Raw genomic sequence first — 22,553 nt, 5'->3', positions numbered from 1 at the left:
TTAGAAAAGACTGGGCTGATCCTCGCCCTCCTTTACTTCCGTATCCCCTTCATCTTCGGGTTCCGGTGCTACATAGGTCTCTTCCGAAATCAACTCTTTAATCTTATATCCAGTCAATTTATTCCCGAGGGCCTTCATTCCTTTAACGGCGATAAATTCATGAGCTAAAACCTCTTCTTCATCCACCTTCGCTCCACTTCGCTTATCAAACTTCATGGTGAGCTTAGGTTCTTTGTCGAAAGTAAACAATGTCATTTCGCTTCCTTCCTCCTCGGAGATCACATAATTCTCCTTGTCGTTTTCCTCTAACTCAAAACGCTTGAGGTAGTAGTTCTCCCTTTTTCCGTCGTAGTAAACTACTGTGGCTACCTTGCTCGGATCAAATTTCTCAATTATGAATATTCCTTCATCAAAATGGGTAGTTAAAGTAGGTTCGTATAGTTTGTAATACCCCTTTTGGTAGACAACCAAAATCTTATCATTTCCTCTAAACTTACCTAAGCTTCTACCTCGTTCATCGTCATTCAAACGTTTTACGGTATCGTCGTACCAAATTTCTCTGGCATCCAATGTAGATCCAAGCGATTCCTTTTGTGAGATTTTAGAAATAAGGTGCTTGGTAAGGATATTACCTTTTGCCCCTCTTCCCTTGATAGCTAAATCTGCAAAATTGATTTCCAATCTTAGTTTCTTTAAATGTGGACGCGGTCTCAACAGGACATTTAAAATTTCGGCCTCACCATTTGGGTTTGCAGTAAAGTACAACACTTTCGATCCGGGAGATCCGGCGGTGAGGTCGTACTCCTTATCCCTGGTGATTGAAGTTACCGCAAAGCGTTTCATCATGCTTGGCCCTGCTTTCCCATCTTGATAAACCATGTTGTAAATGGTTCTGTCGTCGCCCTTTTTCCAAATTCCTACATGGATAATATCCTTTCCGAAAAAGGCTTTATCCTGAACCTTTGAAACCAACATGCTACCGTTTCTTCTAAAGACAATTACATCATCTATATCAGAACAGTCATCAACAAATTCAGCCTTTTTAAGCCCATAGCCCACAAAGCCTTCTTCGCGGTCTACATATAGTTTGCGGTTGGATACAACTACTCTTGTAGCTTCAATGGTATCGAATTGTCTTAACTCGGTTTTGCGCTCTCTGCCCTTTCCGTATTTCTTCTTAATATTTTGGTAGTAATCTATCGCATAATCAATAAGATGAGCGAGGTGATTTTTAACCTCCGCAATGGCATCTTCCAGTTTGTTAATAGCCTCATCGGCTTTAAAACTATCGAACTTGGAAATTCTCTTAATCTTAATCTCAGTAAGGCGTACAATATCCTCCTCGGTTACTTCCCTTAGCAGGTGCTTGGTATGTGGCTTTAGGCCTTTGTCAATTGCACTTAATACTGCTTCCCAGGTCTCGCACTCCTCAATATCGCGGTAGATTCTATTTTCAATAAAGATCTTTTCTAGACTAGAGAAATGCCATTGCTCTTGCAATTCATTTAATCGAATCTCCAACTCTAATTTCAGCAGAGCCACGGTTCCATCGGTAGCTCTTTTAAGCATTTCGCTTACCGACATAAAGTTGGGCTTCTCGTTATTCTCGATTACCGCCGCATTGGGAGCCAAGGACATTTCGCAATCGGTAAATGCGTAAAGTGCATCTATCATTTGATCTGGAGAAACGTCGTTGTGCAGGTGCACTAAAATCTCAACGTGCTCCGCCGTATTATCCTCTATTTTCTTAATCTTAATTTTCCCTTTGTCATTGGCTTTAATAATACTCTCAATTAAGCTAGAGGTATTGGTACCAAAAGGAATCTCAACTATAGATAAGGTGCGTTTGTCTTCTTTTTTAATTTTCGCTCTTACCCTAACTCGACCACCTCGTAAACCGTCGTTGTAGTTGCTTACATCGGCCATTCCTCCTGTTGGAAAGTCGGGCACTAGTGTAAAAGATTTACCCTTTAAGTACGACACCGAAGCGTCGATGAGTTCATTGAAGTTGTGAGGAAGAATTTTACAGGCCATACCCACTGCAATACCCTCTGCACCCTGAGCCAGAAGCAATGGGAATTTTACGGGTAAATTAATAGGCTCCCTATTCCTTCCATCGTATGAAAGTTGCCAATCTGTAGTTTTGGGATTAAAAACTACTTCCTTGGCAAATGGTGAAAGTCTCGCCTCAATGTACCTGGGTGCAGCGGCAGAATCTCCCGTAAGAATATTACCCCAGTTTCCCTGGCAATCGATCAGCAATTCCTTTTGCCCCAATTGAACCAAGGCATCACCAATAGAAGCGTCACCATGAGGGTGGTACTTCATGGTATGCCCAATGATGTTTGCCACCTTGTTATAACGACCATCATCTAGGTCGTCCATGGAGTGCAATATTCTGCGTTGCACGGGTTTTAATCCATCTTGCAGGGCAGGAACGGCGCGCTCCAGTATTACATACGAGGCGTAATCTAAAAACCAATCTTTATATAGTCCAGAAACCGGAATAACTTGTCCTAATGCCCCACCCTCTTTGGGTACATTATTCGACTCGTGATCTTCGTTTTGGTTTATTTCTTCTGACATCTAAGCAATCTTCTTGGGCGTTGTAAAAACTAATAATTAGGCAATATCCTTTTTAAGCTCCTCTTCGGTATCGAGCTCAACACGCAAATTTTCAATAATAAACTCCTGCCTCTCAGGAGTATTTTTCCCCATGTAAAAAGACAACAAGTCTTTAAGTGCATGTTCTTTACTGAGGTTTACCGGCTCTAAGCGCATGTCCTCGCCAATAAAACCTTTAAATTCATCAGGAGAGATTTCCCCGAGTCCTTTAAATCGAGTTATTTCGGGTTTGGGCTTTAATTCCTCAATAGCATTTACTCTTTCCTCGTCGGTGTAGCAGTATCGGGTTACTTTTTTGTTTCTTACCCTAAAAAGTGGCGTTTGTAGGATATACAGATGTCCTGCCTTTACTACTTCTGGGAAAAACTGAAGGAAGAAGGTCATCAGCAAAAGGCGGATATGCATACCATCCACATCGGCATCGGTTGCAATTACTATTCTATTGTAACGCAAGCCCTCTATACCATCTTCTATATTTAAAGCCGCCTGAATTAAGTTGAATTCCTCGTTTTCGTACACCACCTTTTTGGTTAAACCATAGCTGTTTAATGGCTTACCTTTTAGCGAGAAAACCGCCTGGGTTTTTACATCTCTCGATTTGGTGATGGATCCCGATGCAGAATCACCCTCCGTTATAAAGATGGTAGTGTTGTTTCTTAACTCCTCATCCGCTTTGGGATCGTTGAGATGTATCTTACAATCCCTTAATTTCTTGTTGTGCAGGTTCGCTTTTTTCGCACGATCTCGAGCTAATTTTCGAATTCCCGAAAGTTCTTTTCTCTCCTTTTCGGAAGCCTTGATCTTCTTTTCTAAAATTTCTGCAACATTGGTGTTTCGGTGCAAGAAATTATCCAGTTCACTTTTCAGGAAATCGGAAATAAAGGCACGCATGCTTTTTCCGCCCGGTTCTACCTCTTGCGAACCCAATTTGGTTTTGGTCTGAGATTCAAAAACGGGCTCCGTAACCTTTACCGCAACAGCTGCCACGATAGACGTTCTTATATCAACCGCCTCGTAATTTTTACCAAAATGTTCCTTAACCACCCTCGCAAAAGCCTCGCGGAAAGCCGCCTGGTGGGTCCCCCCCTGCGTAGTGTGCTGACCGTTTACAAAGGAATGATACTCTTCTCCGTAGTGGTTTCCATGGGTAATTGCTACCTCGATATCGTCTCCCTCTAGGTGAATGATGGGATATAAAGGCTCTCCGGTAAGCTTTTCCTCGAGCAGGTCTCTTAAACCATTTTCAGAATGTAAACGCTCCCCGTTAAACCAAATGCTCAGCCCGCGGTTTAGGTAACAGTAATTCATGAGCATTTCTCTCACATACTGCTCGCGGTAGTTGAAATTTTTAAATAGGCTTCCGTCTGGAATAAAGCGCACAAAAGTTCCGCTGCGCTGATTTTCAGCGGCTACAACGGGTTCGTCTTGCAGCAATTCTCCTTTTTCGAAAACTGCCTTTTTAACTTTATCCTCTCGGTAACAGGTAATTTCAAAATGATCGGATAAGGCGTTTACCGCTTTGGTACCCACCCCGTTTAATCCAACCGACTTTTTAAATGCCTTACTATCGTATTTAGCACCTGTGTTTATTTTGGAAACACAGTCAATTACTTTATTTAGCGGAATCCCCCTACCGTAATCCCTAACGGTAACCTCGTGATCTTTAACGTTGACCTCGATTTTCTTCCCGAAGCCCATCACGAATTCATCTATTGAGTTGTCCAGAACTTCTTTCAGGAGGATATAAATACCGTCATCGGCATCTTTACCATCTCCCATTTTCCCGATATACATCCCGGGCCTTAAGCGAATGTGTTCTTTCCAGTCTAAAGACCGTATACTGTCTTCGTTGTAGGTTACTTCTGCCATAAGAAAAACTTCTTCTACAAATTTAATCTACGGCGAGTCTGTTCGGAAACAACTATCCAGAAAGTTTTAAACAAGCTATCAACGAAAGATTATGTTAAGTTAGTGGAAGGGTGAGCAAACTTTTTAATGTATAAATTGGACAAAGTTCAGCTTTGATTCCATGAATAATCTTTCTTATTTGTGAATTTAGGATCCAAAATTATCGAAAAATCATTACTGAATTTAAGCCCTTATCAATTACACTTTAAGACTAAATCCTATATTTTTGTTTTTATTTGTCAACAAAATACACCAACAAATTGAAAAAATTATTACTACTTCTACCGCTGTTAATATGTGGTTACCTCTCTAAAGGTCAGGAAACCTTAATCTGTGAACCTCTTGAATATATTGATGGATTAGTTCCCACTGACATCATTGAATTTGACAATAACATATATATATCTGGGCAAGGTGGCGTATGGAGATACAACCCAGACCCATCAGCTGCCACGAACAACCTAGATTTAATTAATTCCGGTATTTCTGGCCTTGAAAAAAATCAGTTGGCTGCCACCAAAGACCTTTTTATTTGGAAGGGGAAACTACATATCCTGAAAAATTCTGGTATAGTAATGCGCCTAGAAAACGATACTTGGACTGAGGTATTTTCTGGTTATAAGTTCAATGAAGTTGCAGTGGTTAAGGACCAATTTTTTGGATTTATAACAATGAACCACCTGAATTTTACGGAGGCCTATACCGGAGAGCTGCACAAATACGATGAAAATACTGGTGAATTAGTTTCTTTGAATTTAAGAACCAAACGTTTTTTACCCACAGCTAAGCCTTTAGCAAACATAGGTAATGAAATCCTAGGTGTTGTAACTGGCGAGGGTATATACATATATGAGGATAACAAACTTACGGAGTTACCCTTTATTGAATCGGTTACCGGAATATTTGGAGTTGATGGATCAAATATTTGGATATGGAGAGACCTCTCCCCTTTCCAGTCGAAAACGGAGATTCTAAGACTAGAAGATGGTTTTTGGGAAGATGACTACTTTGGAAATAATCAAAAAGAACAAGTAGAGAAGGTATTCGAATACAACAATGGTGTGGGAGTAAATATTACCCCATACATTGATTATTCTAAACAAAGTAGCGAAACTTACATAATCGAAAAACCATTGCTCCGCAATGACTCATTGTTTATTAGACCAAGAGCAATTCCTGAATATATTGAAAGAGACTATTACACCCATAACTTGATAAATGGAATTGTATCTAGACCAGAAGGATTTTATTTAGCCTATAAGGACGTTATTAGAAGAAGAACAAACATCCGAGTTCGCAATGGAGAATTAGGTGTGGCGTTTGGATTTAGAGGTACAAAGCACTCTGTGGCAGGGGTTAGTAACAACAGGTTGTATACCATAAACCACTTTAAAGGAGACCCTGAAAAAGGTACCCTAGATGTATTCAAAATGGAAAGTGGTGTTCAGCGCTCTTACCCAAGTTTAGACTACGTTACCCACCTTACTTTTGATCAAAGCAATGTACTTATTGCCGGTGAAGTTGAGTTTTATGACTCGCTCTATACCATCAATGGGGAAGGAGACCTCGTTAACCTATTTAAATTACCAATTAGCGGTACCCAAAAATTTAGGGATTATTACTTTCCAATACACGCTGAATTAGGTGTTTTTCAATTCCCTGGGGAGTATCCATCGCCATCGAATAAAGGCATACTTATCAATGCCAAAACACAGGAAACTATTAATATTTCTATTCCAAATGAAGTTGGTCAAATTACAGATACGGAATATCATAACAACCCCGAGCTTCTTTTCTGTATATCAAATAGGGCTCCTTATACCCAAGGACAAACTACGGTTGCCAGTTACTACAACCTGATTACCCGGATGTGGGCTTTAATTGGCTTTGATGAACCCGTAGAAAATGGAAGAATTAGAGTTTTTGAGGGTCTTTCCGTAATAGATGGGCTTCTATATGCTGTCGTAAGGGAGAAAGATGCAAACAACCCAGAAGACCTGGGAATAAGAATGCTTTACAAAAGCTCTACGACATTGGGTGCTCAATTCACTTTTGAATCGATGTATCCAGAATATTTGCCGGCTAAATTTAGAGATTATGGTACAAGAAACTTGGGAGTAAATGGTGACAATTATTACCAAAACGATGGTGATATGTTGGATTGGTCTCCATTAAGTTTTCAAGGAATTCCAGAAGGCGCCCAAATTACAAGTGTAGAGGCCTCTAATAATGGTGGATTAATTATAGCTACCTACGGAAACGGAATCTATCAAACCCAATCTACCACAGGAGTTTCTGAGTTTAATATGAATGATAACTTCCTTGATGTATATCCTAACCCCGCAAGAGATATTGTAACCATTAACATCCACCCTTCCGAACTGAATTCGTCTAACCATGGCGTATACAACCTTAGTGGAAAAAAAGTAGGTGAATTATCTATCAAAGGCGATAAGGTTCAAATAAATGTTTCGGGATTAGAAAACGGGGTATATATTGGCAAAGTACTGAATAAGAAGAATAGCTTTCGTTATTTTAAAATCATCAAAAATTAAAGGGATCGGCCGGCCTTTGGTTGGGCACTTTATTTCAAGGCAAATTTTGGATTTTCCCATTTCAAATAGATGAACACGCCGCACACCAAGTTATTTTATCGTCATGTAGTGGTTGCCTTACTTTGCCTTTTCGGACAACACCTAAGTGCACAAGACCTTTTGGTAACCAGTGCACGGGACAGTCTCAATGGTAAGGTAGATCGAGTAGCACGAGATCCTTTTATCTTTTATCTGGAAAGCGATAAAGGACTGGACACCCTGTACTTTAATCGGGATCAAGTGCTCGGCATCAAATTCAATTATTACAAAAATTTAGAGGCTTTAAAATTAGACAGTACGGGGCAAAGCAACCTTAGTGATCCCATTCCCGATAAATGGTATTACAGATTCAAATTCAGTATCGACTTTGGATATTGTCGATGGTTACTAGATATTCCTTCCAGTAAATTTGGATTTGGCGAACATGTTGGTGCCATTAAGAACGGCAATAAAGTGGCAGGAGAAATTTGTATTCCAATAAAACGGAGCAATGCACTTGCAATAAATTTCGGACAGTTTAGGTCTTATGCAAAAACCACCACTGGCAATTATAGCTTTCGCCAAACCTACGAAGACGATGTAACCATAACAAGTGTGGGTGTAACCTATGTGGTTTTGGCGAAGCTTAACCAACAGCGAGAGTTTAACCTTGGACTGGGTTTGGATTATTGCTTTTTCAATAACTCAGATATCATTAAAGCCAAGACTCTTATTCCCAGATTGGATTTAAAATTTGAATTGGCGCATGGTGAAAATTTTGCACCATATATCCGGGTCTCCGGTTCTTATGCCGAAATCAATGAAGTAATGGTAAGCGAAGACGGCAATGACCAGAAAAAGGAAGAAACAGATAAAGCCTACTCACTAGGCACGGTGAGTATAGGATTGGGAATATCTATTTTCAACTAATCATTTAGACTAAAAAAAGCCTGTGTAGTTTCTACTAAACAGGCTTTTCTAATTTATTGGTATAATTCTAAACGTTAAACTTAAAGTGCATTACATCACCATCTTGAACGATGTATTCTTTTCCTTCCATTCTCATTTTACCAGCTTCTTTACAAGCCGCTTCTGAGCCCAATTCAGCAAAAGTATCATAAGCGATAACCTCTGCCTTAATAAATCCACGCTGGAAATCCGAGTGAATAACTCCTGCTGCTTCAGGAGCGGTCATTCCCTTGGTGATTGTCCAAGCTCTTACCTCTTTTACCCCAGCGGTAAAGTAAGTTTGCAGGTTTAAAAGCTCGTAAGCCGCACGAATTAAGCGATGTACTCCTGCCTCTTCTAAACCTATGTCGGATAAAAACTCCTGTCTTTCTTCGTATGAATCCAGTTCAGCAATATCTGCTTCAATTCCAGCACCTATAATTAGTACTTCAGCATTTTCTTCGGCTACTGCTTTTTTAACCGCCTCTACATGCTCATTTCCATTCACTACGGATCCTTCATCTACGTTACACACGTACATTACCGGTTTGGCGGTTAACAAAAACATTTCATCTACCAGAAGCTGTTGGTCTTCCGTTAACTCCAGTCCACGGGCATTTTTACCCTCTTCCAAATAAGATTTTAATTTCTCATAAATATCTAGTCTGGCTTTGGCATCCTTATCTCCAGTTTTAGCTGCACGCTGAACCTTAACCATGTTTTTCTCCACAGTTTCTAAATCCTTTAGCTGCAACTCAAAATCGATTACTTCTTTATCTCTAACTGGATTAACAGAACCATCTACGTGCACCACATTTCCATCGTCGAAACATCTAAGCACGTGAAGGATGGCATCACATTCGCGGATATTTCCCAAGAACTTATTTCCAAGCCCTTCTCCTTTACTTGCTCCTTTAACAAGACCAGCGATATCTACAATTTCTACTGTAGTGGGAACCACGTTTTCGGGTTTAACCAATTCGGTAAGCTTATTTAAGCGCGGATCGGGAACGGTAATTACACCAACATTAGGCTCAATGGTACAAAAGGGGAAATTTGCACTCTGAGCTTTTGCATTGCTTAAACAATTAAATAATGTGGATTTACCAACGTTGGGAAGACCAACTATACCGCACTTTAAAGCCATAACTCGAAATTTGGCGGCAAAGATAGATTAATTAGGTGATTAGTTGGTAGGCCAAGGATGAAAGGTTGAAGGATGAAGGGATTAATGGATGTTAGGATGAAAGGATGAGAGGATGAAGGGGTGAAGGATGAAGGATGAAGGATGAAGGATGAGGGGATGAAAGGTCAATGGTTAATGGTCAGTGGTTGTACAACCCTTAACCTTGAGAGTTGCTAGTTGGATTTTGTTACCGCTAAAAAACTAGCCTAAGAAACGAAAAAGCACCAAACCAAAAGCAAGCATACCATAAAGGGCGGGGCGCAAGGCCCAATGCTTTGCAAGAGATTTAAACTGAGGGGTTTCGGCTTTTTTAGAAAAATAGAAAAGTTGAATGCTAACCGCCAAACAGGGAATCCATGAACTCGCTAGAATTATCCATGTATAGGGCCATTTCATAATGTAAAAGAGAAAGCCCAAAATAGCAATCGCACTTACAAATCCAGCTCCAAAGGCCAACCAAAATAAGGTCTTCTCCTCCCCTGAAAACTTTTTACCAATGGCAAACAAGGGGAATTGATTAACTCCGTATAAAAACACACCCAGAATGACTATGTTTAGGCCGTAGGGCCAATGCATAATCCTGAAGGCAAACCCTAATAAAAGGACCATCCCTATTACGAAGGCCACCCTTTTTCTAAAATGTTCAGCTCTAATCATAAATACCGTGTGTTAACAAAGGAGCGACCTTTTATTTACTACTGATGAATCGGGTATAACTCTTCACTCCAATCCCTACTAACTAACGATGAGTTGATGAGAGGATGAAGGGATGAAGGATGAGTAGTCAATGGTTAGTAGTTAGTGGTTAGTGGTCAGTGGTTGCAAAACCTTAACCCTTAACTCCTTACTCTTAACTCTTAACTCCTAACTCTTCCCTCCTTACTCAGCAGTTTTCACCTCTAAAACAGGGTTAACGCTTCCTCCAAGTTTGGTGTTGGTTTGAAATTTACCCGTAACGGTTCTGTAATTGACAGAGCCACCAGTTTGCGCTTTGGCATTAAGATTTTCAACGTTTCCTATTAAAACTTCACCTCCTGTATTTGCCTTGGCATTAGCGTCGTTTACCTTTAATTGAAGGCCATCGAAAATGGCACCGGTAGTAGCTTCAACATTTAAATTATCCACTTCGCCCAGCACCTTTACTTGCGAGCCTTGGGCTACATCAAAATTTACGCTACCACCAAATAATTCGGCTTCAAATTGCGCTCCAGACAATACTTTTATCTGCGTATTTTTAACCTCGAAGGATTCGTTGCTATACACACCAGCACCAGCTGCTAGAGTTAATTTGTCCAAGCTAGTATAAGCCACCTCTATTTCTATATCGAAATTGGCCTCGGCCTTCATTAAGTTATTGATCTTGATTTTACAAGCTCCTCCCGAGAATTGAATCTTGATGTCTTTTTCTTCCACACCAGAAGCCTTTACCGAAATTTCGTTGGCACCACTGGGGACAAGCTTAACATCTGCCCGACCGAAAACATCTAACTGATTAAACTCCCCTTTCACGGACTTTGTCCAATCCTGGGCAGAAAGATTAGCTGCGTTAAAGCCTAACAAACAAACCAATACAGCGGTGTAAAATTTTATTGTGGAAATCATCATCTAAAGTTTGAGTCCTAAGTAAGACTATTACGTTACATTTGCCCCGAAAATTATCAAAAAATCATGGCCGATATCAACGAGTTAAAAAGAATTTGCTCGCAAGTTCGCAGAGATATTGTTAGAATGGTGCACGGCGCAGCCTCAGGACACCCAGGTGGATCCCTTGGATGCGTAGAGTATTTTGTTGCACTTTATTTCCACGTTTTAAAGCACAATCCAAACGCATTTAGCATGGAAGGAAAAAACGAAGATTTATTTTTCCTTTCCAACGGACATATTTCTCCGGTTTGGTACTCGGTATTGGCGCGTTCTGGATACTTTTCAGTTGATGAATTGGCAACTTTCAGAAAATTAAACTCAAGATTACAAGGACACCCCACTACGCACGAAGGTCTTCCAGGTGTTCGTGTAGCTAGTGGATCACTAGGACAAGGACTTAGCGTTGCTATTGGAGCTGCTTTAGGGAAAAAGCTCGATGGAGACAACAGCCTAGTGTATACGCTTCATGGAGACGGAGAACTACAGGAAGGTCAGATTTGGGAAGCAGCAATGTACGCTGCAGCGCACAAAGTGGATAACTTAATTAGTGCGGTAGATTACAACGGTCGTCAGATTGACGGAGATGTAGATCAGGTTCTTTCTTTAGGTGACTTAAAAGGAAAATTCGAAGCATTTGGTTGGACTACCCTAAAATGCAACGGGAATAATATTGAAGAATTACTTAAGTGCTTGGATGAGGCAAAATCGTTAACGGGTAAAGGAAAACCTGTTATGATTTTAATGGTAACCGAAATGGGCCAGGGTGTAGATTACATGATGGGTACCCACAAGTGGCACGGTGTTGCTCCTAACGACGAGCAGCTAGAAAAAGCTTTGGATCAACTCGAAGAAACCCTTGGTGATTACTAATCCTTCCAAAAAAACATTGAAATGAAAATTGAAGTACTAGGACATAAAGATACCCGCTCTGGATTTGGAGACGGTCTTACCGAATTAGGAAGAAAAAACCCAAACGTGGTTGCACTTTGTGCCGATTTAACGGGATCTCTTAAAATGAACGCTTTCCAGGATGAAAATCCCGATCGTTTTTTTCAAGTAGGTATTGCAGAAGCCAACATGATGGGTATTGCTGCTGGTTTAGCTACCAACGGTAAAATTCCTTTCACTGGTACCTTTGCAAACTTCTCTACCGGTAGAGTGTTCGACCAAATCCGTCAATCTATTGCTTACTCGGATAAAAACGTAAAAATATGTGCCTCTCACGCAGGATTAACGCTGGGTGAGGATGGAGCTACCCATCAAATCCTTGAAGATTTGGCAATGATGAAGGCGCTTCCGAACATGACGGTAATTAATCCTTGCGATTACAACCAAACTAAAGCGGCAACCCTGGCAATAGCTGAGCATAACGGACCGGTTTACCTACGATTTGGAAGACCTAAAATGCCCATTTTTATTCCGGAAGACACTCCTTTTGAAATAGGAAAAGCCCTTACCATCCAAAAGGGAACGGACATTTCTATTTTCGCTACAGGGCATTTAGTATGGAAAGCCATTGAAGCTGCCAAAGTGCTTGAGGCCGATGGAATTTCTTGCGAGATTATTAATATCCACACCATCAAACCGCTTGATGAAGACGCCATTTTAGAATCGGTTTCTAAAACAGGTTGTTGCATCTCTGCCGAAGAACACCAAATTGCAGGTGGACTAGGAGAAAGCATCGCCAGAGTATTGGTAAAAAGAAACCCAAAACCAATGGAGTTTGTTGGGGTAAAAGACCAGTTTGGAGAAAGTGGTAAACCCGATGAATTACTAGATAAATATGGATGTGGTGTTGCGGATGTAATTACCGCTGCAAAAAGAGCTATTAGCAGAAAGTAGTTTTAAATTCTAGCATAAAAATTAAGCCCCTCATCGTATTACGGTGAGGGGCTTTTTGTTTCTAAAAAACCAGATCAATTTAAAACCACAGCAATTTCACACCAAAAATCAGGCCTTTCACAACATTGATTAACATTTTTTTAAAAATTAGACTATTTTCGCCTGTTTTTAAAATCAACCGTCAATTTATCATGAAAATAAGGGAGTTACTATCCAAAAAAACAAGTAGTTTTCTTTTGCTACTTTGTTTACAATCCTTTTATCTAAGTAACCATGCTTTTGCGGACATCATCGAATCTAATAAGATTAAGAGTACAATAGATGGATGTCTAATTGACAAAAGCAAAACACTAGAAGAAGACAAAACCATTTGTAGCAATTCGGCAACTACGATACAGATAAATGGTTCGCAGAATTCTTATTTGTACCAACTTGTAAACAAGGCAACCAATCAAAACGAAGGTGACCCAGTGCTTGGTACGGGAGGAGCAATTACCCTACCGACTGGAGCTATTACCTCTTTAACTACTTTTTTGGTAAAGGTTTCATGTGATCCAACCTCCCAGGCTGAAGCACTGCATGATGAAATCACCATTTCGGTTGTTGAGGATACAGAAGCCCCAATTGCAAAAGCAAAAGATATTACGCTTGCTATCGATGGAAATGGGACTTTAACCATTACACCAGAGCAAATAGACAATGGAAGTACAGACAACTGTGAAATTGCCTCCATGTCGGTAAGTCCAAATACTTTCGAAGAAAACCAGCTGGGCGAAAACACAGTAACTTTAACTGTAACCGATAAGAGCGGAAATTCATCGCAGGCGAAGGCGTTTGTTTCAGTTGGTACTCATGCCTTCTATGGTATGACCTATTCGGGAGGAAATGGAAACCATGGGGTGCTTTTTAAATTCGACCCTATAGATGGTTCTTTGCACCCTCAACACAATTTTGACAACGTACAAACTGGTAGTCGTCCCTCCGGAACCCTAATTGAAGTAAATGGGAAACTGTACGGAATGACTCATTTTGGAGGAGCATTTAATAAGGGGGTTTTATTTGAGTTTGATCCATCTGATAATACGATTTCTAAAATATTTGATTTTGATGGGGCCAATTTCGGAGCAAACCCCTTCGGGTCACTTACGGAGCAAAACGGAAAGCTTTATGGATTAACGAAATGGGGCGGCGTTAATGATATGGGAGTACTCTTTGAATATGACCCATCCAATAATTCGATTTCTAAAAAAGTAGACTTTGAATATACCACTAAAGGGAGAAACCCATATGGCTCACTTACCATAGCCAATGGGAAGCTTTATGGTATGACATACGATGGTGGGGTATTTGGTCATGGCGTGCTATTCGAGTTCAACCCTGCAGATAACTCCTTTATCAAAAAAATAGACCTTGAGGCTACCAATAAAGGGAGAAACCCCTATGGATCGCTTACACTAGCCAATGAGAAACTTTATGGTATGACATATGGTGGGGGGACATCTAATCACGGCGTACTTTTCGAGTTCAACCCTACAGATAACTCCTTTACTAAAAAAATAGACTTTGATGGGTCTAATAAAGGACAAGCCGCCCATGGATCGCTTACACTAGCTAATGGGAAACTTTATGGTATGACATATGGTGGCGGGGCATCTACTTCCGGCGTACTTTTCCAGTTCAATCCAGCAGATAACTCCTTTACTAAAAAAATAGACTTTGATAACACCAATAAAGGGAGAAACCCATATGGCTCGCTAACCCTGGCCAATGGGAAACTTTATGGTATGACATCCAGTGGAGGGATATCTAATTACGGAGTGCTATTCGAGTTCAACCCTACAGATAACTCCTTTACTAAAAAAGTAGATTTTAATGGCTCCAATGGAAGATCACCCTTTGGAGATTTAACCTCTGTTATCATAGTTCCCTCCTGCTCTATCGCCGAGCAAACTGCAGAGGCAGACAAAAGCATTTGCCCCAACACTACAACTACCATTACAGTAAACGGCTCGGAAACAGGAGTAAATTACCAGCTATTTAACAAAGCAAACGACCAAAGTGTTGGAAATGCTGTTGCAGGTACTGGCCAAGCCATTACGCTTACAACCAACGAATTGTCTGAGACCACTACCTTCTACGTTAAGGCTACCAATGCCGAAGACGAAAGCTGTAAGCTAAATTTGGCTGATGAAATTAAAATTACCGTAGAAGACAAAGTAGCTCCTACCCTTAATGTTTCTATTTTAAAAGTTTACCTAAACGTAAATGGTGTGGTAGAAATCTCTGGAGAAAACTTTAGATCTTTTGCGCAGGACAATTGCTCCGATCAAAGTGCCCTTAACATCTCGGTTTCTAAAACTACTTTCAATTGCGATAACATTGGAGGAAATCCTGTAAGTGTTACTCTTACCGATGAACAGAATAACAGTAAATCCTATAATGTAACGGTAACCGTTTTAGATAACATTAAACCAAAGGTTAAGGTTAAAAACACCAATATCTATTTAGATGAAAACGGTAAGGCGATCCTTTCCACAGACCAAATAGATAATGGATCTTCAGACAACTGTAGTTTTACACTTAGTGTTACCAAATCTTCTTTTACCTGTGCTAATCTCGGTGAAAACACGGTGTATTTAACTGCCAGGGACCAAAGAAGAAACCAAAACACCAAAGGTGCTACCGTTACGGTATTAGATACCATTGCTCCTACCGTGAAAACAAATAGTATAACTCTTTTAATAACCCAAAACACGGGTAAGGCCTTTTTAGAACCATTCCACATCAATCATGGCTCATTCGATAATTGTGGGATAAAAAACCTTAGGGTTAGCAGATCTGAATTCACCTGTAGCGATATAGAACAAGGTTCTAGTGCCGAAGGAATAAAGGTATGGCTAATTGCAGAAGACGCAAGTAAAAATATCGACTCGGCTATAACAACTGTCTGGTTAGAAAATGAAAACACTTTCCAGTTTGAGTCGATTACCGCATGTAGAAGTTATACTTGGCCTAATAATAACCAGACCTATTACAGTTCAGGATGGTATGAACACGTCTACACCAACAGGTTTGGATGCGATTCTATCGGATGGCTGAACCTTACCATTAATGAAACTTACGAGGACACTATAAAGCATACCTCATGTACAGCTTACACTTGGGATGCCAATGATGAAATGTACTTTAGTTCTGGACTGTATAAGGCAACACTAACTACCGATCAAGGATGTGATTACGATGTTTATCTTGACTTAATCATACAACCTAGAACTGGAGAACAAACCGTATTTGCTTGCGATCCTTTCACTTGGGATAACGGAACAACTTACGATAAGTCGGGTACCTACACATGGGAAACTACTTCTAATAACGGGTGTGACTCTATTGCTACGCTTTTCCTAACTATGGTAAAGGCAGATACCACTTGGTTAAATGTTAGTGCTTGTGAAAGCTATAACTGGAAAAGAAATGATGCCACTTACACTGAGTCTGGAATCTACTCACTCAAGCTGACAAACAAGCACGGATGTGATTCTATTCTTATGTTGGATCTTGAAATTCTTGAGCCAACCGCTTCCAGTACACAACTGTCATCTTGTTCTGCAATTACTTGGAATAACCTAGAAATTGAGCAGTCTGGTATTTATAAAGTACTGCTTACCAATGCTAATGGGTGCGACTCTACAGCTACTCTTGCATTTACCCGTCTTGAGGAAAGTACCAAGGAAATCTTCGAAACCAGCTGTGGGAGCTACTTATGGGAAGTAGCCAACACTACCCTAGATAAATCGGGTGTATATACCCATATCCTTAAAGGCGCTAACAAAAATGGTTGCGATAGTATCCTTTCGCTTAACCTTACCATTAACCAAGCTACTTTTGGTGATACTACGCTAACCGCTTGTGGAGAGTACGTTTCCAAAGCAGGAAACACCTACACCAAATCGGGTACCTATAAGGAGTTCTTTACCAACGCTAAAGGGTGTGATAGTACGTATACCATCAACCTTACGGTAGTAACTTACAAAGATCAACATTGGTATGCTGAAGCTTGTGAGTCGTTTACCTCTAGAATGGGAAATACCTACACAGAATCGGGTACCTACATAGAACGTATCCAAACTTCAGAAGGATGTTTCTACAATCGTTACTTGCATATTACCATTAACAAATCGGTTAAAGACACCATAACTGTTACCAATTGTAACCAGTACTCTTGGGAAGGAGAAGTGTATACGCAAAGTGGAAGCTATACCAAATCTTTTAAAACAGATAAAGGCTGCGATTCCACAGTAACGCTTAACCTTACCATTTTTGAGCCTACAGCTAGCGAAATAACGGTTAGTGCTTGTAAAAAGTACGATTGGGTAATTGCCAAAAGAACCCTAAACGAATCGGGTACATATACCCACACCACTTCTAACGCTAAGGGTTGTGATAGTACCATAACCCTTAACCTAACCATTTTAGCAGAGATTAAAACTCAGCTAAACGTTAGCTCTTGTGAGCCTTATACTTGGAGTAACACTAACGAAACATACGCTAATACGGGAGTATATACCGATACCCTTACTTCTGTTAACGGTTGTGATAGTATTGTGGAACTAAACCTTACCATTAAACCACTAGAATACAACTTTGTGGAAATGGAAAATGGATTTATGGTAACAGGAAACGATATCACTGTAAACTGGTTTAACTGCCAAGATCTAACTAACCCGCTTCCTAAAGCTAACGACAGCACCTTTATTCCACAACAAGATGGCGAATACCTATTTGTTGTAACCAACGGTGCTTGTTCCGATACTTCGGATTGTTACAGTTACACCACAACATCCATTACCCAATTTAATAAGCTTGATACCGATATAAGCGTGTATCCAAACCCAGGTAATGGACTTTACACAGTGGAAATAACAGCCAACCAAAGCACCAACCTTAGCTTCAATGTATTTAACGCGGCAGGAAAATTGGTTTGGTCGGAAAACCCAAAAAGAACAAGTCAGGGATTTGTAATCGATATTCAGAATTTTGCGGACGGGGTCTACTTCCTACAAATTATGGATGGAGAACTACCATTAAATCACATCCAACTGATTAAACATTAATCAAGCAGCTTTAAGCTAATTAAAAAGCCCCCGCTCTTCACTGAGCGGGGGCTTTTTTAATTTTTTTGGAAACCTCTATAGAGGACAATCATATAATAGCATGCTTACATTATTGGTTAGGCAGGTAGCCCTTGATGGATAACAAATTTGAGCGGTTACGCACGCATCTACCTGAGACCCACATTGTACAATATTTGAATTACATCTTAGTGGATTTGTTCCTAAACCCTGATGCTGATGAGATTGAGCATCGTTGAGGGAAGTAACAAAACTTTTTACCTCTAAATCTTTAATTGAAAGTTTCTTTTTCATGGTATTATAGGATTATACTCCAATGGTAGTAAGTAAAAACCAACCCATAATTTTAAGCTTTTAGCAAAATGCAATTCCTGTTGAACCAAATAAACGGCAAAGGGCTTTAAACTGGACTTTTTCGGAAAAAAATAATAGTAATCCAAACTTCAATCCCTTCATCTACAGGGTGTTGTAAATCGCACTTGTAGATTGATTTGGTTCTTCTAACTAAATATTAGCTCGAGACCTATAATAAATAACTTCCTTTAAGGATAACTACCAATCAAAGTTTAATTAATTCAGCAGCTTTTTCTCCATGTCTTTTTCCTTTCTAATCAAAATCTGCCGTCAAATAAAGTTTATTGCACTTTCCTTAAGTATTCCGTTTACATCTTTTTATGTATGGGGTCAATCTGGCCCATGTGATTCACTTTTTATCAACATGGAAGTCACCGATGGTCCCGAATCACTAATTCTTTCCAATGTGCTATTTCAAAACGATTTTGAAAACCCCAAGCATACCAACTTTGTAAACTGTTCACCAGACTTTGCCCAAAATCTAGTATCATCTTTATATGGAGACATTTTCGACCAGCAATGGACGGTTGAAACCATACAAATAAACGGTCCAGAAAATCAGTATCAAGACCCTCAAGGGATAGGTGGAAACTACTGTTTAGGGATGCTGGGTAGAATACAAGACGATAAAATTGCCATAACCATAGATCGCAAAGATTTAGACCTGATAAACCTCCGATTAAATGTATCTGCTATCGATGTTCCACGTTGTGGAGGTCCTTTTGGAGTGGACATCCCAAAATTTAATTTTAAACTATACGACACGCCCTCTGGAATTTGGGATTTTAATAACAGAGGTAGCTTGCTCGATGAAGAGGAAGCTGAGGGAACGACACCCGGGATTACTCCTTTTATCTTTAACTGGGCGGAAATAGATCTACATTTCAACGCCGAGGATGCAAGTGCTAAGCATGTTACACTTTTAATAGACCAAATACATCAATCTGGATATGCCGCCCTCGATAATTTCCTAGTTTCTTCTTCAACAGACTCCAACAAGTTTACCAATCAACTTACTGTTTTAGAAGGTGACACGGCTTGGCTCATTGGTTCGAGTACCAAGGATGTAATTAAAAACGCTACCATAAGCAGCTCTATAGGTACGGCAAGCATAGATGCAGCAACAGGAGAATGGTATTGGGAATTTGTGGCCATTGACGGACCAGATGAATCCCAAATGGTATCGGTAAGCATAGAAAATGACTGTGAAATTGAGGAGTTTGAATTTATTCTAACCGTAAAAAATGTAGCTCCCACAGTCGCTTCAAATGAAAATATCATCTCCACCTGTGGATTAGCGAATGGTACAGGGACCTTTTTCGATCCGGGTAGAGATACGGTTACCCTTGCAAGTAACTTAGGTAACATTTCTTATGACATAGGCAAAGAAGGATCCTGGAGCTGGACTAGCAACAACCTCAACCCCAATGTTGATTCTTTACTGATTCTTTATGCTACAGATTCGGACGGAGCTTCTGATAGCCTGGTTATTCCCATTTTACATCAACATCCACCCATAATTATAAATGAAACGATTTCTGGCTCTTGCCCCAGGGTGGGTTTAGGTAGTATAAATCTTACCGTTTCAGGCGGATGCCCCCCCTACTCCTTCTTATGGAATTTTGGCGATACTACTGCCAATATCGACAGCGTAGAAATAGGAATGTATTGGGTTAAAGTCACCGATAAATACGGTAAAACAGAAAACAAAATTTTCAATGTACCGAATAACAACACCCTAGAGTTGACCAATAACGGAGATAAAATAGTCTATAAAGGTTATCTCCCACTCGCTTGTGACACCCTTATGGTAGAAGCTTCTGGTGGAAAACCACCATATACTTTAAATTGGAGTAATGGAAGTACCGAAAGTGAAATTGTAGTTTGCCCTGATAGTTCAAAATCATTCGTTGCAACAGTCACCGATAGTAAAGGGTGTACAGCAACTTCGATACAGGAGCTTTGCGTAGATGATATTCAAGTTTATGATAACGGAACCGCAGTCCCTAATCGGGTTTACCTTACCCATAAATATTTTATCAACAGAAACTTATATACCAAAACGGTTATTGTCCATCCAAGCGCGGTTTCCCACCATTTAGCACATGGTGATTTATTGGGAGCAAAAGGAAGTATGCGATGTCTTTTTAACAAAGTTGTAATTAATGAGGATGAGGTTTTGGATGACCCCTTTGAAAACGATGCCTTAATAGACCATTGTGTTGCTTTTCCTAACCCATTTAACCCGTCTTTTACTCTTAGAATTGATGCTTCGAAATCTGGAAATGCCAGCATAGAGGTGTACGATAAGCACTTCATTCTGCGCGAAAAGAAAAGCGTTGAACTTACAGCTGGAATAAGCGCTGAGTTCAATTTGGGAAGTGAACTTAGAGAAGGACGCAGTTACGTGGTAAAAATCGTTACCAAATCAGATGTGTTTTATCATCGTCTTTACAAATCTGGAGATGCTTGTCCTACAAATCAATCAAGCCTAGAGCATTAAGGATTTAGATGTTTTTAAGGATGTGTTTGTTCCTTTTTTCAATGGTTTTGCTTAATTCGGAATCTAGTTCCACCTCTTTGGCATAGGCACTCCATTGTTGTACTACTCCCTCCACTAGCTCAATAATCTCCTTTCCTTTTTTTATTGAGTTTTCATTGGCGATTTCAAGTAAATCTCCTTTGCTTATTCCTTGTCTTTTCCCTCTTACGCTTAAGGTTTGTTGGTTTACCCAGAAATTGGTTGGATTGTACGCAAAACACAAATCGTAAGCAGGAGCCAATCGCCATACTCCATCGGGTTTTAATATGAACCCAAAATTTTTGGTATGATCGTCACAATTGCTAGCCAAAACATTAAATACCATCCTGCGATACATTTGCTCGGCATCTCCGTATTTAAGTCTTAGCTGCCGCATAGTTTGGAATAATTGCTCGTAACTAAAAGACAACATATCGTTGTAATCGAAGTGCTGCAACGCACAAAAAGTCTGAACATGAAACTTATGCCCTTCGGGGTCCCTGTCAAATCGTTGGGTTAGAAAATGAGCTCTTCCATTTTCCTCCAGCAAACTACAGGGCATCATATCAATTCCACAGTCCTTAGCCATAAGGTGATAAGCATACTCCACCCTTCCCCAACCTTTGCTTGTTCCCAATTGCACCGCGCTTACTCCATCTAATTTTATCATCCAATGTTCAAAGCCCGGTGTTGGAGTCCCCTGGCCAGATTTTATAGCTCCAGTTTTGGGGTTAAAGGCAATTACGGCCTTCGGGCGCGCACCTCCGGCTGAGGTCCCTATTTTTAGGAGGTCCTTTATCATCTCCTCCTCTTCCTTGTTCACTGTTGTTTGGAATTGCTCTCGCTGATCAAGCACCTTTTTGGCTATTTCGACCAAACCTCCGAGCTCCAAATCATTTTGTTTTTCTTGCTTGGGGTGGATTACTGGTTTGAATTCAAGTGCCCCCATGGCTCGGGTTCCCATAAAGCAAAGCTGCTCAACAGGATTCATACTCCCGGGTTGGCGACCGTTTCTAACCAACCAAACATCCATTAATCTATTTCCATATCGATCGGGCAAGGCATCTGCCAACAAGCCCGGTAGCCCTTTAAAAGTATCCTCATCGGCAGATCTTGGTCTTCGCAATTCTGGAAAGCTGTGTACCACGGCACCTTGCTTTAAAGGCATTTTAATTGGGGATAAATCCCATCCCTTTTTAATAAAATCTGGATGATACTGAAAGCTCGCATAATTTTGATCGGCCAACCAGCGAACAGCTCCAACGGGCTCCCCCCACAAAGAAATTTCTGCTAAATCTACCATCCCAAATCTTCTTTACCCTCGTTGCCCTTTTCAGGTCTGGCTCTTTGTCTTTCTTGCTTTTTAAGCTTGGCATATTCTAATGGACTAATCTCCTCTTTCCACTCGAATTGGTTTAGTAATGAAAGTGCGTCTAAAGCCCTTAGAATTTGAATTAGCGACCGGGTGTTTAAGGCCTCCCCATTTTCTGCCTGACTGATGGTCCAACGGTTTAATCCAGCATCATCTGCCAATTGTTGTTGGGTTATATTTTTAGCCAGGCGGCGTTGCTTAATGTAATTCGCAATGGCCTCTATTATCTCCTTATCACTCTTATACGCTAAACTCATGATGGGTTATCCTAACATTAGTAAAGTAAATTTAATCTTTTGTTTGTAAAAACCAACAAACTCAGCATTTCACTTCTTATAATGATTGTTTTTACTAACATTAAAAATGTTAAAGCATTTTTATGATGGTTTTTTCCTACACTGGTTTTGAGTAAAAATAAAAATCAATAACCCATTAAATGTTACTCATGTTT

General features: G+C 40.2%; 14 protein-coding genes. 6 read left to right on the top strand and 8 right to left on the bottom strand.

The window, feature by feature from the left end; genetic code table 11:
• Window positions 1-2,586, bottom strand: coding sequence for a DNA gyrase/topoisomerase IV subunit A (locus tag FRX97_RS11145; RefSeq protein ID WP_147015298.1), 2,586 nt, complete (start codon window positions 2,584-2,586; stop codon window positions 1-3).
• A gap of 36 nt (window positions 2,587-2,622) precedes the next feature.
• A complete protein-coding gene (locus tag FRX97_RS11140) occupies window positions 2,623-4,494 on the bottom strand; it encodes a DNA topoisomerase IV subunit B (RefSeq protein ID WP_147015297.1) in 1,872 nt (623 codons plus the stop codon).
• 299 nt (window positions 4,495-4,793) lie between these two features.
• Between FRX97_RS11140 and FRX97_RS11135 the strand changes: the two genes are divergently transcribed.
• Together FRX97_RS11135 and FRX97_RS11130 are read left to right on the top strand one after the other, a co-directional pair.
• Window positions 4,794-7,088 (top strand): T9SS type A sorting domain-containing protein, encoded by a 2,295-nt coding sequence (locus FRX97_RS11135; protein ID WP_147015296.1) that lies wholly within the window; start codon window positions 4,794-4,796, stop codon window positions 7,086-7,088.
• A 69-nt stretch (window positions 7,089-7,157) separates the two neighbouring features.
• On the top strand, window positions 7,158-8,036 hold the full coding sequence (locus FRX97_RS11130; RefSeq protein ID WP_147015295.1) for a hypothetical protein: 879 nt from the start codon (window positions 7,158-7,160) through the stop codon (window positions 8,034-8,036).
• 67 nt (window positions 8,037-8,103) lie between these two features.
• Here FRX97_RS11130 and ychF read toward each other — a convergent pair whose 3' ends face one another.
• The 3 genes from ychF to FRX97_RS11115 all read right to left on the bottom strand — a co-directional run bounded on the left by ychF (window position 8,104) and on the right by FRX97_RS11115 (window position 10,842).
• Window positions 8,104-9,201 (bottom strand): redox-regulated ATPase YchF, encoded by a 1,098-nt coding sequence (ychF, locus tag FRX97_RS11125; protein ID WP_147015294.1) that lies wholly within the window; start codon window positions 9,199-9,201, stop codon window positions 8,104-8,106.
• A 240-nt stretch (window positions 9,202-9,441) separates the two neighbouring features.
• A complete protein-coding gene (locus tag FRX97_RS11120; protein ID WP_147015293.1) occupies window positions 9,442-9,897 on the bottom strand; it encodes a hypothetical protein in 456 nt (151 codons plus the stop codon).
• A 222-nt stretch (window positions 9,898-10,119) separates the two neighbouring features.
• Window positions 10,120-10,842: a GIN domain-containing protein gene (locus FRX97_RS11115; RefSeq protein ID WP_170227119.1), complete on the bottom strand. Its 723-nt coding sequence runs from the start codon at window positions 10,840-10,842 to the stop codon at window positions 10,120-10,122.
• A 66-nt stretch (window positions 10,843-10,908) separates the two neighbouring features.
• Between FRX97_RS11115 and FRX97_RS11110 the strand changes: the two genes are divergently transcribed.
• The 3 genes from FRX97_RS11110 (at window position 10,909) to FRX97_RS11100 (ending at window position 17,837) form a co-directional block, all read left to right on the top strand.
• The gene (locus tag FRX97_RS11110) at window positions 10,909-11,754 is read left to right on the top strand and encodes a transketolase (protein WP_191284426.1); all 846 of its coding nucleotides are present in this window, start codon (window positions 10,909-10,911) and stop codon (window positions 11,752-11,754) included.
• Between the two features lie 21 nt (window positions 11,755-11,775).
• Window positions 11,776-12,726, top strand: a complete 951-nt coding sequence (locus FRX97_RS11105; protein ID WP_147015290.1) for a transketolase family protein — start codon at window positions 11,776-11,778, stop codon at window positions 12,724-12,726.
• 191 nt (window positions 12,727-12,917) lie between these two features.
• A complete protein-coding gene (locus tag FRX97_RS11100; protein WP_147015289.1) occupies window positions 12,918-17,837 on the top strand; it encodes a choice-of-anchor tandem repeat GloVer-containing protein in 4,920 nt (1,639 codons plus the stop codon).
• Window positions 17,838-17,912: 75 nt separating this feature from the next.
• Here FRX97_RS11100 and FRX97_RS11095 read toward each other — a convergent pair whose 3' ends face one another.
• Window positions 17,913-18,149: a pinensin family lanthipeptide gene (locus FRX97_RS11095; RefSeq protein WP_147015288.1), complete on the bottom strand. Its 237-nt coding sequence runs from the start codon at window positions 18,147-18,149 to the stop codon at window positions 17,913-17,915.
• 424 nt (window positions 18,150-18,573) lie between these two features.
• Here FRX97_RS11095 and FRX97_RS11090 point away from each other — a divergent pair, with 424 nt between their 5' ends.
• Window positions 18,574-20,712, top strand: a complete 2,139-nt coding sequence (locus FRX97_RS11090; RefSeq protein WP_170227118.1) for a SprB repeat-containing protein — start codon at window positions 18,574-18,576, stop codon at window positions 20,710-20,712.
• Window positions 20,713-20,716: 4 nt separating this feature from the next.
• On the opposite strand, the gene FRX97_RS11085 is transcribed toward FRX97_RS11090, so the two are convergent.
• Both FRX97_RS11085 and FRX97_RS11080 read right to left on the bottom strand, forming a co-directional pair.
• Window positions 20,717-22,033 carry a type II toxin-antitoxin system HipA family toxin gene (locus tag FRX97_RS11085; RefSeq protein WP_147015286.1) on the bottom strand — a complete coding sequence of 439 codons (1,317 nt, stop codon included), beginning with the start codon at window positions 22,031-22,033 and terminating at the stop codon, window positions 20,717-20,719.
• On the bottom strand, window positions 22,027-22,359 hold the full coding sequence (locus FRX97_RS11080; RefSeq protein ID WP_147015285.1) for a helix-turn-helix transcriptional regulator: 333 nt from the start codon (window positions 22,357-22,359) through the stop codon (window positions 22,027-22,029). The genes FRX97_RS11085 and FRX97_RS11080 overlap by 7 nt, the downstream gene beginning before the upstream one ends.
• Window positions 22,360-22,553 lie beyond the last annotated feature (194 nt).

The organism is Luteibaculum oceani (assembly GCF_007995015.1).
GTDB lineage: Bacteria > Bacteroidota > Bacteroidia > Flavobacteriales_D > Luteibaculaceae > Luteibaculum > Luteibaculum oceani.
The sequence above is the reverse complement of the archived record's forward strand: the minus strand, read 5'-3'. Positions and strand labels throughout refer to the sequence as shown.